Raw genomic sequence first — 15,609 nt, 5'->3', positions numbered from 1 at the left:
CCCAGCCTGACCCGAAGGGCTCGGTCCCTCCATCGCTCTTCCCTGCGACACAAGACGATAGGCAAAAATCCATGCCCCTACCGCACCTTTGGCAGCTTCCGGGAAAGAACGCGAACTGGCGCGACAGCATCGAGCACAGAAACGGATCCCTGTCGTGACGGATACGGTTGCACAACTCACCATTCGACCCCCGACATTTCGGAATCCGAACCGCTGAGATCTCCTAACGCGTTGGTGATCTCGGGATGAGATGATCTTGCTCGGTGGCTGCACCGTGGATCGTTCCTGCCGAGTTGTGGGCTCGGATCGAGCCCGTGCTACCAGTACGACCGGCGAGCCGGACGGTCCCGAAACCGATGCCGGACCGCGAGGCGCTACAGGGCATCCTGTTCATGTTGTTCACCGGTATCGGCTGGAAGGATCTGCCGCAAGAGCTGGGATTCGGCTCCGGAATGACCTGCTGGCGGCGTCTGCGGGACTGGCAGGAAGCCGGGAGCTTCGACGGGATCCACGAGGTATTACTGGCCGAGCTCAACGCGGCCGGACAGATCGACTGGTCACGCGCGCGTGTGGACGCCTTCCACATCCACGAGAAGAGGGGATCAGCAATCAGCCCCAGCCCGGTCAACCGCGGCAAGACCGGCTCGAAACGCCTCTGATCTGCGACGGCGGCGAAGTCCCGCTCGCCACCAGCCTGATTAGCGGCAACCGCAACGACATTACGGAACGGATCCCGTTGTTTTGGTGAAGATCACCAACAGGGGTTCTGAACTGCAAAAACGACTGGTGCGGGATACTGGGATCGAACCAGTGACCTCTACCGTGTCAAGGTAGCCGTCGGCACCGCCCTGACCTGCATAGACACGACTTCAGCAGGTCAGGGCGGTGCCGTTCGGAGACGCCTATACCCGTTCGACGTGGTTCGGCGTACTTGGCGCCTCCCAATTTCCTCCCAGTCCCCGCCTCCCAGCCGGGCTTCAGCGCACCATCGAAGAACCCGGCTTCTGCGACGCCTGGTCGGCCCTACCTACCTGGTCGTGGTCGAGGACGGCTCGATGGTGGCAGCGGTTCTTCCGCTGAACGTTATCTCGTAACCCGTTGGTTGTAGTGGTGTGGTGATCGTTGATCATGGGTGGTTGCAGGTGATCTCGGTGGCTGGGTCGGAGTGGATTGCCCCGTTCACGGGGTTGGAACCGCGGGGAGTTCCGGAAGCTGGTGAGCACGGTGGCGGTGCGTGGCGGTGCGGCTGTGGCGGATGGACGTCCCGGTCGGCAGTGGCAGCTGCGGCTGGAAGACCGGGTCCTGCTGGTGGCGATGTACTGGCGCACGAACCTGACCACGCGCCAGATCGGCCCGCTGGTCGGGATCTCGCACTCGGCCGCGCACGACACCTTCGAGCCCCTGCTCGCGCTGGCCCCGATGCGCAAGCGGCGTACCGATCAGGTCGCGATCGCAGGCGTCCCCCTAGTGCCCGACCGTGGTCGGCGAGTGGACGCACCGCCGAAGAACCACCGGCACTCGGTGAACCTGCAGGTCGCCATCGACGCCAAAAACCGCCTGGTCATCGCCACCGGCCACCCGCCACTCACAACGACACCGCCGTCTACCCCGACTCCGGCATCCCCTAGGAGCTCACCGACTCGGCCAACATCGGCGCACCCTGCACCGCACCACCACCAGCCGCCGCAGAACCGGAAGCATCGTCCAAGCGGCACTCACCTTGCCCCACCTCGAACGCCCAACAGCATGGACTCGCTGCGATCAGCTCGATGTCCCGCTGACACGTCGAACGACCTGCACGAACTCGACGGCGGCAGCGCGGCTGGGTTCAAAATCAAGCTCAGGGCTTGAGTATGCCGCGACGGCATCGTTTCTAGTAGCGTCATGACCGATCCGAGCGCCCGCACGCCGCACCTGACCGAGCCTGTCTCCGCTGCGGAGCTGCTCGCTCCGCCTCGCTACAGCGGGGCGTCGATCTCCCCGAACGGTCGGCGGATCGCCTTCCTCGCTTCGTGGCAAGGGCGGCTCAACGTCTGGGTCGTCGACGTACCCTCCGGTGGTCCCCTCGAGGTCGACCTGGCCTCGGCCCGCCGCGTCACCGCCGACGCCGACCGGCCGATCCTCGATTATCGCTGGACCGACGACCCGGACGTCCTGCTCTACCTGCAGGACACCGACGGCGACGAGAACCACCACGTGTTCCGCGTCGACCTCGACGCGGCGCCGGGCAAGGAGAGCTCGCCCGCTGTCGATCTCACCCCCTACCCCGGGTCACGCGTGTGGCGTCTGCACGAGGTCCCGGGGCTCACCGGCGCGATCGTCGTCGAGATCAATCACCGGGCACCGGAGTGCATCGACCTGGCCGAGATCGACGTGGCCACCGGCGAACTGACCGTCCTCGCGGAGGGACGCGGCGACGCCACGTCCTGGCTGCCCACCGCGACCCGCGACGTCTACGCGATCGCGAGCACGGAGGCGGGGTGGGAGCTTGCCCAGCACCGGCCGGACGGCACCCGCCGCGTCGTTACCACGTGGTGCGGTGACGAGCACCCGCTCGGCCCGGCGCCGTGCGAGCCCACGCCCGATGGAACCGGACTGTGGATCGGTTCCTACCACGGCGACGACCGGCTGCGGCTCACCCACGTCGACCTGGCCACTGGCGAGGAGACCGAGGTCGACAGCCACCCCGCGTTTGACGTCGACACCCGCGCTGCGGTCTTCCCACTCCTGCCCTCACCTCTGATCCGTGACCGGGCCACCGGGGCGCTGCTCGCGGTGCGCTACTCCCGCGAGCGCCAGGACGTCCGCGCGCTCGACCCGCGGTTCGCCGACGTCCTGGCCCGCCTCGAGGCGCTCTCCGACGGCGACCTCGGCGCGCTGTCGTCCGACTCCGGTGGCCGGTACTGGATCGCGGCGTTCGTGCACGACCGCGACCCGGGGGTCACATGGCTCTACGACCATGCGACCGGCGATGCCCGCCTGCTCTTCCGGCCGTGGCCGGACCTCGACCCGAAGCGGCTCGTCCCGATGCACCCGGTCACGATCACCGCGCGCGACGGGCTGGACCTGCCGTCGTACCTGACCCTGCCCCACACCCACGATGGGCAGGCCCCGCCGCTGATCCTCATGCCCCACGGCGGTCCGTGGGTGCGCGATGCCTGGGGCTTCTCCGCGATCGCGCAGTACTTCGCCGCCCGAGGATACGCAGTACTGGCACCCAACTTCCGGGGCTCCACCGGGTTCGGAAGGGCACACGTGCTGGCCGCGATCGGCGAGTTCGCCAGGGCGATGCACGACGACCTCGTCGACGCCGTCGAGTGGGCTGTGACCAACGGGCACGCCGACCCGGCCCGAGTGGCGATCTTCGGCGGCTCCTACGGCGGCTACGCCGCCCTCGTCGGCGTGACGTTCACCCCGGACCTGTTCGCCGCCGCGGTCGACTACGTCGGCGTCTCAAACTTGGCGAACTTCATGCGCACGATTCCCCCGGCCCTTCGACCCGGACTACGACACAACTTCCACCGCTACGTGGGCGACCCCGACGTGCCGGAACAGGAGGCCGACATGCTCGCCCGGTCCCCGATCACCCACCTCGACCGGGTCACTACCCCGTTGATGGTCTTCCAGGGAGCGAACGACGTGCGCGTGGTCCAGTCGGAGTCCGACGCCGTCGTCGAGCACCTGCGCGCCCGAGACGTCGAGGTCGGCTACCGCGTCTTCGCCGACGAGGGGCACAGGTTCGCCAAGACCGAGAACCTCGTGGAAATGATCGAGACGACAGGCCGGTTCCTGGCCACGCACCTCGGCGGACGCCCGTGACCCGTTCGGGCCCGCACTCCGCACCGCCTGATACGGGCTCTCGCCACTGGGTAAGGGCGTCGCAGCCCAGGCTGGGCGTTCAGATCAGGTCGGCGGACTTGAGCCCGACGGGACGTCAGCGGCGGCACGTGTTCATCACCACCATCGACCAGGAGGAATCTATGACGACCCCGTCGGCGCTGCTCACCGTCGAGGAGTTCTTCAACCCGCCCACTCTCAGTCGCGCACTACTGTCCCCGAACGGCACGACCATCGCCTACCTTGCCCCGTGGCATGGTCGGCTCAACGTGTTCGTCCGCGATGTGGACTCGGACTGGGCCATTTCTGATGACGTACCCCGCGCCGACGTTCCGGGCGCGCGTCGCGTCACCTCGGACACGCAGCGCAGTATCGACGCCTTCTTCTGGAGTGTCGACGGGCGCTACCTGCTGTTCCAGCAGGACACCGACGGCGACGAGAACTGGCACCTGCACCGCGTCGACCCGGCCCGGCCCGACCAGCCGGCGGTCGACCTGACGCCCTACGCGGGTGTGCGGTTGCTCGGCGTGCAGCTGCCGCCGGACCGGCCGGGGTCTGCATTCATCGGGCTCAACAAGCGCCGATCCGACCTGGCCGACCTGTTCCAGCTCGACCTGGCCACCGGCGAGCTGACCCTGGTCGCGGAGAACCCCGGCGACGTCGTGCAATGGCTGCGCACCCCGCAACGGCTCCTGATCTGGACTATGGAAGACAACGGCGACCACGTGCTGTCGGAGTGGGCCGACGGCGACCGGAGCCCGATCGCCCGGTTCGCCGACGTTCTCCTCGCCGTCCTCCCGGCGGCTCTCACCCCGGACGGAACTGGGCTGTGGATCGGTTCCGCGCGCGGGTCGGACCGCACCCGCTTGGTCCGACTCGACCTGGTGACGGGAGAAGAGACCGGGGTCGACAGTCACCCGGTGTTCGATCTGGACACCCCTCGCCCCGAGGCCGACCCGCGCTTCCCCTCCTCGCTGATCCTGCACCCGAGCACCGGGGAACTGCTCGGCGCCCGCTACCTCGGCGCCCGCCAGGTGATCCACGCGCTCGACCCGCACTTCGCGCAGGTGCTGCCGCGGCTGACCGAGCTCTCCGACGGCGACCTGGCCCACGTCTCCTGCGACACGACCGCCCAGCGCTGGGTCGTGGACTTCACCCACGACCGCGATCCCGGTGTGACCTGGTTTTACGACCACTCCACTGGCCGGGCCCGCCGGTTGTTCCGGCCCTTCCCACACCTCGACCCGGCCCAGTTGGCCCCGGTCACCCCGATCACCGTCACCGCCCGCGACGGCCTGGACCTGCCGTGTCACCTGACCCTGCCGGTCGGGGCCGAACCCCGCGGGCTGCCCACGGTGCTGCTGGTCCACGGTGGCCCCTGGTACCGCGACAGCTGGGGCTACGACCCGGAGGTCCAGCTGCTGGCCAACCGCGGCTACGCTGTCCTACAGGTCAACTTCCGCGGCTCCACCGGCTACGGCAAGGCATTCACACAGGCGGCAATCGGCGAGTTCGCCGGACGCATGCACGACGACCTCATCGACGCCCTGGACTGGGCCATCGAGCAGGGCTACACCGACCCGGAACGCGTCGCGATCTACGGCTGCTCCTACGGCGGCTACGCCGCACTCGTCGGTGCCGCGTTCACCCCCGACCGATTCGCCGCCGCAGCCAGCTACACCGGCATGTCCGACCTGACCGACCTGGTCCGTTCCGTGCTCCCCGCAGCCCGGCGCGCCGTCCGGAACTCCTACGGCCGCTACATCGGCGACGCAGAGGCCCCCCGCCAGGAAGCCGACATGTTGGCTCGCTCACCCATCAGCCGGGTCGACGACATCACGGCCCCGGTGCTGCTCATCCACGGCGCCAACGACGTCCGCGTACACCGACGCCACTCCGACCGCATCGCCGAGGCACTTCGCGCCCGCGGCGCCGAAGTCGAGTACCTGCTCAACGAGGCCGAGGGCCACTGGTTCATCAACCCCGACAGCAACATCGAGCTCTACCGCACCCTCGAACGCTTCCTCGCCCGCCACCTCAGCGGACGCACCTCGACCACCTGACCCACGGCCCTCGCCCGCTGCCGCACCAGACGGCCCTCACCACCGAAAAGCGTGCCCCATGCCCCTGCTCATGCTCGCCGCCGCCATCGTGCTCGAGTGACCGCCACGATCAGCCTGCGCCTGTCGGAGGGGTCCACCAGGATCGGCCCCTCGATCCTGGCCGTGGTCGGCTACCTCGGAGCCTTCGCCCTGCTCTCGCAAATCCCCACAACCGGGATGTCGGCCGGTGTCGCCTACAGACTCTGGGCCGCCGCCGACGTCGCACTGGTCGCAATCATCGGCGCGGCCTCCCTCAAAAACACCCTGACCCCGGTGCAATTCAGCGGGATCGCGCCGGTCACCACCGGAGTACCCGCACTAGATGTTGCTGGCCATGACCTTGGTGACGTTCCACGTCGATGTTGACCTTCGAGTTGGTTGAAGCTCAATGATGGCGAGGTGCCCAATTCCGAGCTGATGCCGATCGGGGTCTTTGCCCAGTGCAGTGGTCTGACCGCCAGTGCGTTGCGGTTCTACGCCGACTCCGGGCTGCTGCCCCCTGCCGAAGTAGACCCTGCCTCGGGCTACCGCTACTACGGTGCTGACCAGGTGGCGCGGGCGACCGCGCTGCGTCAGCTCCGCGAGATCGCCATGCCCCTCGCTGCGGTCGGGGCGGTCCTCGACGCCGGGGCCGACAACGCAGCGCGGCTGCTCGATGAGCATGTTGCCAAGATCGTCGATGATGCGGCGACGGCACGGCAGAAGGCGGCTGTCATCAAATCCACGCTCGGCGCAAGCGTGCCCGGTCTGCCGATCACCGCGCTGAAGGGGCCCGTACTGGCGGATGCGGTCGAGCAGGTCCTGACCGCATCCGCGCACGAGCCGGGGATGGCGGTGCTCGCCGGCTTGCACATCGAGGCGAGTCATGAAGCGATCGCCCTAACGGCGACCGACCGTTACCGGCTCTCCACCCGGACTCTGGTGCCGGCGAGGCCGGCGGAGCAGACGTGGGTCGGCACGGTCGACGGCGACGACCTGCAGGCCGCCCTCACCACGGTCCGGCGCAGTGCGCTGGTCCGCATCGAAGCGGTGCCGCACGGTATCTGGCTGCGCATGCCCGAACGGGAGGACCGGCACTGCCGGTTGCTGTCCGAGGACTTCCCCGATCACCGGCTGATGCTCGCCTCCCTGGGCAAGATCAGCACCCGCGCGACGGTCTCGAAGGATCTTCTGCTGCGCGCCTTGGAAGAACACCCTGGCGAACGCGTCGCGCTGCACGTCTCCGACCACGGAGTGAACGTCCGGCCCTCGAATGACGAGGAACCCGGTGTTCAGCTCCCCGCCAAGGTGACGGGCGCGGCCCTCCAGATCCGGTTCGAGATGACCACGCTCAACCCCGCCGTCAGCACGACCATCGGTCCCGACGTGATGCTCGACCTGAGGGGACACGACCGGCCCGTCACGATCCGCTCCGCCGACCGCGGCGATCTCACCACCCTCGCCATGCCCGTCAAGTTCGACCACTCAGCCTGAGAACGACAACCCGGGCGCTGGCTGCGCCCGAGGTGGCCCCGATGCTGTCGAGGGCGCAATTGATTCGGTCAGCGAGCTCGCCGCAGTGTCCGGGGCGTCGACCGAGGTCATCGCTCTGGAACTGCAGCAGCACGGTGTTCGGGCGAACGTGATATCCCCCGGATTTATCCAGACGCGGAACCCGAGGACATCGCCGACGTCGTGCTGTTCCTCGCCTCCGACGACGCGCGCTACATGTGCGGCGCGCTCGTCGAGGTCAACGGCGGGAAGCCGGTGTCATGAGGCGGTTCGACGGCAAGGTCGCACTGGTCACCGGCGGCCGGTCCGGCATCGGGAGGGCCATCGCCGAGCGGCTGCGGGACGAGGGCGCCACGGTGTGCACGGCGCAACGCGGGCCCGACGAGGAATTCGACGGCATCGTCGCGGACTTCGCCGACCCCGCCACGCCGGACCGGATCATCGCGGAGGCGATCGAGCGCGCCGGGAAGCTCGACGTGCTGGTGAACAACGCGGGCGTCATGCAGGAATCCGCCGTCGAAGCCATGTCCACCGAGGACTGGCACCGCAGCCTCACGGTGAACCTGACTGCACCGTTCCTGCTGATCCGCGCCGCGCTCCCGCACCTGCGCGCGACCCGCGGCAGCATCGTCAACACCGGCTCGATCGAGGGCATCGGCGCCAATCCCGGCTATGCCGCCTACGCGGCGTCCAAGGCCGGGTTGCACGGGCTCACCCGCGCGGTCGCGGTGGACCACGGGCCCGAGGGCGTCCGGTGTAACGCGGTCGCTCCCGGTTGGATCGACACGGACTTGAACCTGGACTTCATCGACGCCATGCCCGACCCGGAGTCCTTCCGCCGCGACATCAGCCGCATCCACCCGGTGGCCCGCACCGGCTCGCCGGAGGAGGTCGCCGCGCTGGTGGCGTTCCTCGCCGCCGACGAGGCCGGTTTCATCACCGGTCAGATCTGCACGGTCGACGGCGGCCGCACCGCGAAGCTGAGCCTGCCGTAGGCGATGCTCGCCCGGAGGCCGCCCTCGAACCTCCGGTCACTCCGCGGCTCGGGCGGGTTCGTGCAGCCTGCGGACTTCGGCGCGGAGGTCCTTGACCTCCGCCAGCAGCACGTCGAGCACGGGCCGGTCGTCGTGACCGCCGTGCTTCCGCTCGTCGGCGATCTGCGTTTCCACGCGCTGACGGCGACGGCGATGACGAGATTGAGCACGGTGTAGGTGGTGACCGCGATGTAGAGGATGAAGAAGATCCACGCCATCGGCTGCTCGTCCATCACCTCCCGCGCCACCTCGGACCACGCTTCGCCGGTCATCACCTGGAACAGGGTGAACAGCTTGGACACCACCACCGCGGCGACGCAGAGGATCAGTCCGAGCAGCGCGGCGATCGACGCCATGCCCGGCAGCGCCCCGAGCAGCGCCGAGACCACGCGCCGCATGCAGGGAACGGCGGACACCAGCCGCAACGCGCGCAGCACGCCGAACGCGCCCGAAGTGGCCATCAGCGCCACCCCGACGATCGGGTGGCGAAGCAGTTCCACGGATCGCGGAAGAACGCGGCCCGGTAGGCGAACAATCGCGCCGCCAGCTCCACGACGAAGACGGCCAGCGCCGTCTGGTCCACCGCTCGCAACGCATCCCCGTACTGGGCCGACAATCCCGGAAAGGTCTCGCAGCCCAGAGTGATCGCATTGATCAAGATCACGGCCGTGATCGCTTTCTGGAACGCCGGAGCGTCGACGACGACTCGAACGCGTTCGGACAAGGTTCACCGCGGACTCCTCGTTCTTGAACTCCGCACGCTGGACGTGCGCGCGCATCCCCATGAATCCAGTTGCGAACACGGAACGCAGTTCACGTCACGCACAGCGATTTCGCTTGGTGGAGTGATCAACAAGAAAGCTTGATCACCTCCCGCCGGGGCGCGGCGCTGAGCGCGCTGCGTCAAAATCGCCCGAGCCGCGAGCTAGCCGCCAGTGGCCGGTGCCCGCCCCACCTCCGAGCGCAGCGCCCGGTGCAGACCCACCATGACCAGCACCAGCACGAAGCTGCAGGGCAGCGCCATGATGATGGTCGCGTGCTGCAGCGCCGTCATCCCTCCCATGAGGAGCATCGAGCCGGCGAGCGCGCCGGTGGCGACGCCCCAGAAGACCCGCAGGCCCTTCGGCGCGTCGTCCTGCGGAGTCGGCAGGTGCGAAGTCAGGTTCCCCATGACCAGCGCACCGGAATCCGCCGACGTCACGTAGAACAGGAGCCCGACGATCGTCGCCACTCCCGCCACGAAGGGGAATGCGGGGTACTGCGCGAGCAATTCGTAGAAGCCGCGCTGGGGTTCGTTCACCGCGAGTTCGCCGAATGCCGCGTCACCACCGCGGATTCGCTCCAGGGCGCTGTTGCCGAACAGCGATACCCACACCACGATGAAGCCGAACGGGATGAGCAGCGTCCCGGCGACGAACTGCCGGATGGTCCGCCCGCGGGAGATCCGGGCGAGGAAGAGGCCGACGAAGGCCGCCCACGTGATCCACCAGGACCAGAAGAACAACGTCCACGAGTTCAACCACTCCACGGGACGCTCGAAGGCGAACGTCTGCATGGCCAGTCCGGGGAATCCGCTGACGAAGTCGCCGACGTTGAGCACGAGCGCGTTCAGCAGGAAGATCGTATTCCCGGACAGCAGGACGAACCCGGCCAACGCGATGGCGAGCAGCACGTTGAGCTGCGAGAGCCACTTGATCCCCCGGTCCACCCCGCTGACCGCGGACGCCGTGGCCACCACCGCGGCGAGCACCACGAGCCCGATCTGCGCCGCACGCCCTTCCGGGATGCCGAACAGCACTTCCAGCCCGTAGTTGAGCTGCATGATGCCGATGCCCAGCGACGCCGCGACCCCGAAGATCGTGCCGAGCACCGCCGCGAGGTCGACGCCGTGCCCGAGCGCGCCCTCGATCCGCTTGCCGAAGACGGGCCGCAGCGCCGAGCGGACGGCCAGCGGCAGCCCGTGCCGGTGCGAGAAGTACGCCAGCGCCATCCCCATCAGCGCGTACATCCCCCAGCCGCTGATCCCGTAGTGGAACATCGTCCAGACCGTCGCCTCGCGCGCCGCGTCGACCGTCGCTCCTTCACCCACCGGCGGCGCCAGGTACTGCGTCACCGGTTCGGCCACGGAGAACAGCATCAGGTCGGTCCCGATCCCCGCGGCGAACAGCATCGCCGCCCAGGACGTCGTGCCGAATCGAGGAGTCGATCCGGCGGGCCCGAGCTTCACGTGGCCGTAACGGGAAAGCCCGAGGAACACGACGAAGATGAGCACGGCGGTGGCGAGCAGGATGTAGAACCAGCCGAACCAGTCGGAGATCCAGTCGACCACGTCGCCGATGATCCGCGTCGTCGCGACCGGCCAGATCATCGCGCAGGCGGCGACGAGCACGACGCCGAACGCGGATCCGGCGAGCACCGGACGGTTGATCCGCGACGACGGCCGGTGACCGGACGTGCGCAGCGGGTCGATCGTTCTTCCACTCATGCCAACCCCTTGTCATCGGCGACCGGGTGGTCGATTCGCCGCGAGATCCGACTTGAGCCGAGAATTTCCCTCCGCGAAGCCGGAACTCGCATTCCAGTCCATCGCGGGGCGCGAACGATTTCGCCGCAGAGTAGTGCCGATTGGACAATGGTTCAATCCTTGATTGTACGTCCGTTCAACACGCAGACTGCTCTACGATCCGGAGTTCGCCTTCGTGGAAGGAACGATTCATGCGATTGGCAGGCAAGACCGCCCTGGTCACCGGCGGGCGCGGCGGAATCGGCCGCGCCATCGTCGAGCGGTTCCGCCGCGAAGGCGCCACCGTGCACGTCGCGGACCTTCCGGGAGATCCGCAGGACGACGACCACTTCCTGCCCGTGGACGTCGGGTCCGAGACCGAGGTAGCCGCGGCCATCGCGCGGTTGCGCGAGCGCACCGATGCGCTGGACGTGCTGGTGAACGCGGCGGGCATCGAGATCGAGAAGACGATCGAGGACACCACGCTGGAGGAGTGGAACCGCTCGTTCGCCGTCAACGCGACCGGGCCGTTCCTGGTGACCAAGCACGCGCTGCCGCTGCTGCGGGCCGCCGCCGGCGGCAAGAGCACCGCCTCAGTGATCAACTTCGGCTCCTACGACGGCTTCCTGGCCGATCCGGGGCTGGCGGCCTACTGCGCCTCGAAGGGCGCCGTGCACGCGCTGACCCGCGCGATGGCCTGCGACCATGGCCCGGAGGGGATCCGGGTCAACGCGATCTGTCCCGGCTACGTGGACACCCCGATGCTGCAGAGCTTCTTCAACGGGGCGGGCTCGGGTGGCGCGGGGCGCGGCATCGACGAGCTCCGGCAGGCGGTCCGCGACGTGCACCCGATCCGCCGCTACGGCACCCCGGAGGACATCGCGAACCTGGTCAACTGGCTCGCCACCGACGAGGCGCGCTACGCATCCGGGCAGCTCTGGGTGCTCGACGGCGGCCTGTCGGCCCAAGCGCAGCAGATGAGGCTCTGAATGGTCCCCACATCCGTCCGGAACGCGCCGACCAGTCCGGGAGCGAGCTCATGACCGCGCACACCGCGCTCGTCACCGGGGGCAGCCGGGGCATCGGCCGCGCCGTGGTCGATCGCCTGCGTTCCGCCGGTGCGCGCGTGCTGACCTGCGGCCGCGGCGCGCGGCCCGCCGACCTGCCCGCGGACGTCGAGTGGGTCTCGGCCGACCTCGCGCGCACCGCCGACGTCACCGCACTGGTCGCCGCGGCGAACCACGCCTTCGGCCCGATCTCGCTGCTGGTCAACAACGCCGGGATCCAGGTCGAGAAGACCACCGCCGACAGCACCGACAAGGACTGGGCGCAGGTCATCGACCTCAACTGCCGCGCGGTGTTCGCCACGTGCCGCGCAGTGCTGCCCGAGATGGCCGAGCACGGCGGGGTGATCATCAACATCGGCTCGATCTCCGGGGTGGTCGCCGATCCGAGCATGGCGCTCTACAACGCGTCGAAGGCGTTCGTGCACGGGCTGACCCGCTCGATCGCCATCGACCACGGGCCCGCCGTGCGGTGCAACGCGATCCAGCCGGGCTGGATCGCCACCGCCATGTCCGAGGACGCGTTCGCCCTCGCGCGGGACCCCGCGGCGGCGCGCGAGGACGCGCTGGCCCGCCACCCGGCGGGCCGGTTCGGTGCACCGGAGGACATAGCCGGTGCGGTGGCGTGGCTGGCTTCCCCGGACGCGCGCCACATCACCGGCCAGTGCCTGACCATCGACGGCGGGCTGACCGCCGCTTCGCCCCTCAACCCGGGACTGTTCTGATGACCGACCGCTCTCCCGCCGAGCACTTGCCCGGCGGCCCCGACCTGGACCACACCTCGTTCGCCGTGCACGACGCGTTGAGCTGGGCGCACCGGCTGCGCAGCGAGATCGGGGCGACGCCGATCATCGGCGAGCAGCTGCCGGAGTTCCGTTACCTGCTGCTGCAGACCGGCGGCGGCCTCGGCGGAGCCCGGCTGGAGCTGCTGGAACCGACCGGCGCCGGATTCCTCGCGCGCCACCTCGCCAAGCGCGGCGAAGGCCCGCCACATCACGTTCACCGTGCCGGACCTGCGCGACGCCGTGGCTCGGGTCCGGGAACTGGGCGCGGAGGTGATCGGCGAGGACTACGGGCACGCACCGTGGCGGGAGGCGTTCATCGCCCCGGGACCGCAGCACCGGACGGTCGTCCAGCTCGCGCACTCCGACCGCGACTACCCGAGTGCGCGGGAGCTGCTGGCGACCACGAGCCGGGACGCCGCGACGATGCCGAGCGTGCGCGGTGCGGCCGACCCGACGTGGTGGACGGCGTTGTGGGAGAGCACCGCGGGCGCTCCGGTCCCGCTGCACCGCACCCACCTGGACTCCGCGGATCCGGCGTTCTCGCACCGGCTCTTCCACGAGGTGCTGGACGGTCGCGTCGACGAGTCGGAGCAGCACGTGGAGTTCTCCTGGCCCGGCGGGACTATCCGGGTGCGCGCCGCAGATCGGGCGGGGATCCGAGGGATGGGGCCGGGGCGCGGTGGTGCGCCGACCATCGGCATCGGGCCCGCCTCGCTGGGCTTGCCGGACTGACCTGCGGTCAGCGGCGGATCAGTGGAAGGCGATCTGCTCGCACAAGGCGATGCTGCGCCGGATCGAGGCGCGGTCCAGCCCGAGCAGCGCCGTCAGCCAGATGCCGTTCTGGATGGTGTCGATGTCGGCCGCGCGCTTGGTCGCCTCCGCCCTCGACAGGTCGGGGCGCGCATGGCGGATGAGCGCTGTGAGCTCCTTGCGGTAGCGCTTCTGGCCCGCCGTGTTGATCTCTTCGAACGTGGGGTTCGCCTGGGACAGCGCCCAGAGCTGGAGGCGCAGCGACAGGTACTCCGTGGTGAGGAACTCGCGGTTGGCGATGCGGCGCAGCGCCGCGCGGAGGTTGTCCTCGGGGCTCTTCGCCGGGTCCGGATCGACGATGGCGACGTCCTGGGCCTCGATGCGCCGCAGCGCCTCGCCGATGAGGGAGGTCTTGTCCGCGTAGTAGTAGTTCACGAGCCCGAGCGCGACCCCGGCCTCCCGAGCCACCGCCCGCATGCTCACGCCCTCGATCCCCTGCCGCGACAGGATCGTCAGGACGGCGTCGAGGATCCGCGCCTCCCGATCGACCTTGCTCACCTCGAGGTCCACAGCCTTCTCGCCCACGGCCAGAGACTAACCGCCGCCGCGCCCCCCCCCGCGCCCGGGCCGCGGCGCCGCACCGCGCGAATCCCCAGGCCACGGCTCACGGCGGCGGCCCCCGAGGCGCCCGGGATCGGCGCGGATGCAGAACCTGCCTTCGATGTTCCGGTCCGGCGGGTGCTCGGATCCTCGTCCTGTCAGCGGCGAGACCGCCGAGCAGCGACCACCGGAGCGACCGGCGGGTCCTCAGGCGTCTTCGCGCGAGGACGGCTCGTTCCTCCCGTGGCGGACGGGGAGGAGATCCCGCCACGACAGGAACACCGGGGTTCCGCCGCCCCCTGGGCGGAACGTGGGCGAAGCCTTCACAGATCCAGCACGAGCTTGGGGCTTCGGGACCGGCCGACGCAGATGAGCATGGTCCCCTCGTCGTCGTGCTCCTCCGGTGACAGGAGGGTTCCCCGGTGGTCCGGCCGCCCGTCGAGGACACGGGTTTCGCAGGTGCCGCAGTAGCCCTCCTGGCAGGACGACGGGATGTCCGGGCGCACGTCCTGCACCGCCGACAGCAGCGAGCGGTCGGCGGCGACGGTCACCGTCACGCCGGTCTCCCGCAGTTCGACCTCGAACTCGGCGTCACCGGTCGCCGCCGGCGCGTCGCCGGAGGCAGCGAACCGCTCGACGTGCAGCCGGTGCGCGACCCCCGCTCGCGCGCACGCCTGCGCGACCGCGTCGAGCATCGGCGCCGGCCCGCAGCAGTGCAGGTGGGCGTCCGGTGGGAGCTCGGTGACGAGCCGTTCGACGTCCGGGCGCCCCTGCTCGTCCTCCGGGACCAGCAGGACCCGGTCGGGGTGGGTGCGCGCGAGCTCCTCGGCGAACGCCATCGCCGCGCGGGTACGGCCGCCGTAGACTAGGCGCCACGAACTGCCGCGCCGGTCCAGCTCGTCGAGCATCGCCTTGATCGGCGTGATGCCGATGCCCCCGGCCAGCAGCACGTGCTCCGGCGCGTCGGCCAGCGCGAAGTGGTTGCGGGGCCGCGACGCGACGAGCACGTCGCCGACGCGCAGCCGGTCGTGCACTTCGACCGACCCGCCGCGGCCGGTCTCCTCGCGCAGCACGCACAGCACGTAGGTGTTGCGGTTCCGCGGATCGCCGCACAGGGAGTACTGCCGCCGCAGGCCGGACGGGAGCAGCAGTTCCAGGTGCGCTCCCGGTTCCCAGCCGGGGAGCTCGGCGCCGTCGGCCGCGGTCAGTTCCAGCAGCACGACACCGTCGGCGGGCACGGATCGGTGCTCCACCGTCAACTCCAGCGAGGTGCTGTCGGTCGGCGCGGTCATGGTGGTTTCCGTTCTCGTTCGTGAGGGCGGGGGGGGCGGGGGGGCGCCCCCCCCCCCCCGGGCGGCCTTAACGGGGGGGGGGGTTTGATAACCCCCCCCCGGACAGACCCCCCGCGCCCCGCAAAAAGGGGTTTAACACAGGCCCGCGCCG

General features: G+C 69.5%; 15 protein-coding genes and 1 pseudogene. 11 read left to right on the top strand and 5 right to left on the bottom strand.

Annotated features, from left to right (window positions below; translation table 11 throughout):
• The first annotated feature begins 263 nt into the window (after positions 1-263).
• The 8 genes and pseudogenes from LCD33_RS01395 to LCD33_RS01360 all read left to right on the top strand — a co-directional run bounded on the left by LCD33_RS01395 (position 264) and on the right by LCD33_RS01360 (position 8,425).
• Complete coding sequence (locus LCD33_RS01395; RefSeq protein WP_224966507.1) at positions 264-659, top strand: transposase; 396 nt, start codon at positions 264-266, stop codon at positions 657-659.
• Positions 660-1,136: 477 nt separating this feature from the next.
• Positions 1,137-1,622 (top strand): annotated as a pseudogene (locus tag LCD33_RS01390) (transposase family protein); the annotation flags it as partial.
• A 262-nt stretch (positions 1,623-1,884) separates the two neighbouring features.
• Complete coding sequence (locus tag LCD33_RS01385) at positions 1,885-3,819, top strand: S9 family peptidase (RefSeq protein WP_224966506.1); 1,935 nt, start codon at positions 1,885-1,887, stop codon at positions 3,817-3,819.
• A 161-nt stretch (positions 3,820-3,980) separates the two neighbouring features.
• The gene (locus tag LCD33_RS01380) at positions 3,981-5,900 is read left to right on the top strand and encodes a S9 family peptidase (RefSeq protein ID WP_224977438.1); all 1,920 of its coding nucleotides are present in this window, start codon (positions 3,981-3,983) and stop codon (positions 5,898-5,900) included.
• Between the two features lie 96 nt (positions 5,901-5,996).
• Entirely contained in the window at positions 5,997-6,305 is a 309-nt protein-coding gene (locus LCD33_RS01375; RefSeq protein ID WP_224966504.1) for a multidrug efflux SMR transporter, read from the top strand.
• Positions 6,306-6,317: 12 nt separating this feature from the next.
• Positions 6,318-7,412 (top strand): MerR family transcriptional regulator, encoded by a 1,095-nt coding sequence (locus LCD33_RS01370; protein WP_224966503.1) that lies wholly within the window; start codon positions 6,318-6,320, stop codon positions 7,410-7,412.
• Positions 7,413-7,565: 153 nt separating this feature from the next.
• Entirely contained in the window at positions 7,566-7,694 is a 129-nt protein-coding gene (locus LCD33_RS01365) for an SDR family oxidoreductase (RefSeq protein ID WP_308011209.1), read from the top strand.
• Positions 7,691-8,425 (top strand): SDR family NAD(P)-dependent oxidoreductase, encoded by a 735-nt coding sequence (locus LCD33_RS01360; RefSeq protein WP_224966502.1) that lies wholly within the window; start codon positions 7,691-7,693, stop codon positions 8,423-8,425. Before LCD33_RS01365 ends, LCD33_RS01360 begins: the two co-directional genes overlap by 4 nt.
• Here LCD33_RS01360 and LCD33_RS01355 read toward each other — a convergent pair.
• From LCD33_RS01355 to betT, 3 genes are all read right to left on the bottom strand, one after another.
• Positions 8,374-8,925, bottom strand: a complete 552-nt coding sequence (locus LCD33_RS01355; protein ID WP_255616946.1) for an ion transporter — start codon at positions 8,923-8,925, stop codon at positions 8,374-8,376. The genes LCD33_RS01360 and LCD33_RS01355 overlap by 52 nt on opposite strands.
• Entirely contained in the window at positions 8,925-9,188 is a 264-nt protein-coding gene (locus tag LCD33_RS28710) for an ion transporter (protein WP_255616945.1), read from the bottom strand. The genes LCD33_RS01355 and LCD33_RS28710 overlap by 1 nt, the downstream gene beginning before the upstream one ends.
• A 201-nt stretch (positions 9,189-9,389) precedes the next feature.
• Positions 9,390-10,949, bottom strand: coding sequence for a choline BCCT transporter BetT (betT, locus tag LCD33_RS01350; protein ID WP_224966501.1), 1,560 nt, complete (start codon positions 10,947-10,949; stop codon positions 9,390-9,392).
• A 230-nt stretch (positions 10,950-11,179) separates the two neighbouring features.
• Here betT and LCD33_RS01345 point away from each other — a divergent pair, with 230 nt between their 5' ends.
• From LCD33_RS01345 to LCD33_RS01335, 3 genes are all read left to right on the top strand, one after another.
• On the top strand, positions 11,180-11,956 hold the full coding sequence (locus LCD33_RS01345) for an SDR family NAD(P)-dependent oxidoreductase (protein ID WP_224966500.1): 777 nt from the start codon (positions 11,180-11,182) through the stop codon (positions 11,954-11,956).
• Between the two features lie 50 nt (positions 11,957-12,006).
• The gene (locus LCD33_RS01340; protein ID WP_224966499.1) at positions 12,007-12,756 is read left to right on the top strand and encodes an SDR family NAD(P)-dependent oxidoreductase; all 750 of its coding nucleotides are present in this window, start codon (positions 12,007-12,009) and stop codon (positions 12,754-12,756) included.
• Between the two features lie 279 nt (positions 12,757-13,035).
• A complete protein-coding gene (locus LCD33_RS01335; protein ID WP_224966498.1) occupies positions 13,036-13,548 on the top strand; it encodes a hypothetical protein in 513 nt (170 codons plus the stop codon).
• 18 nt (positions 13,549-13,566) lie between these two features.
• Here LCD33_RS01335 and LCD33_RS01330 read toward each other — a convergent pair whose 3' ends face one another.
• Positions 13,567-14,151, bottom strand: coding sequence for a TetR/AcrR family transcriptional regulator (locus LCD33_RS01330; RefSeq protein ID WP_224966497.1), 585 nt, complete (start codon positions 14,149-14,151; stop codon positions 13,567-13,569).
• A gap of 338 nt (positions 14,152-14,489) precedes the next feature.
• Positions 14,490-15,458 (bottom strand): PDR/VanB family oxidoreductase, encoded by a 969-nt coding sequence (locus LCD33_RS01325; RefSeq protein ID WP_224966496.1) that lies wholly within the window; start codon positions 15,456-15,458, stop codon positions 14,490-14,492.
• Positions 15,459-15,609: the final 151 nt, after the last annotated feature.

The organism is Saccharopolyspora sp. 7B, from assembly GCF_020177435.1.
GTDB lineage: Bacteria > Actinomycetota > Actinomycetes > Mycobacteriales > Pseudonocardiaceae > Saccharopolyspora_C > Saccharopolyspora_C gregorii.
The sequence above is the reverse complement of the archived record's forward strand: the minus strand, read 5'-3'. Positions and strand labels throughout refer to the sequence as shown.

What these genes read in the sequence shown, in the direction of transcription:
- LCD33_RS01385 (WP_224966506.1), top strand. Translation starts at nt 1,885, where the DNA reads ATGACCGATCCGAGCGCCCGCACGCCGCACCTGACCGAGCCTGTCTCC.
- LCD33_RS01380 (WP_224977438.1), top strand. Translation starts at nt 3,981, where the DNA reads ATGACGACCCCGTCGGCGCTGCTCACCGTCGAGGAGTTCTTCAACCCG.
- LCD33_RS01360 (WP_224966502.1), top strand. Translation starts at nt 7,691, where the DNA reads ATGAGGCGGTTCGACGGCAAGGTCGCACTGGTCACCGGCGGCCGGTCC.
- LCD33_RS01355 (WP_255616946.1), bottom strand. Translation starts at nt 8,925, where the DNA reads ATGGCCACTTCGGGCGCGTTCGGCGTGCTGCGCGCGTTGCGGCTGGTG.
- betT (WP_224966501.1), bottom strand. Translation starts at nt 10,949, where the DNA reads ATGAGTGGAAGAACGATCGACCCGCTGCGCACGTCCGGTCACCGGCCG.
- LCD33_RS01345 (WP_224966500.1), top strand. Translation starts at nt 11,180, where the DNA reads ATGCGATTGGCAGGCAAGACCGCCCTGGTCACCGGCGGGCGCGGCGGA.
- LCD33_RS01340 (WP_224966499.1), top strand. Translation starts at nt 12,007, where the DNA reads ATGACCGCGCACACCGCGCTCGTCACCGGGGGCAGCCGGGGCATCGGC.
- LCD33_RS01325 (WP_224966496.1), bottom strand. Translation starts at nt 15,458, where the DNA reads ATGACCGCGCCGACCGACAGCACCTCGCTGGAGTTGACGGTGGAGCAC.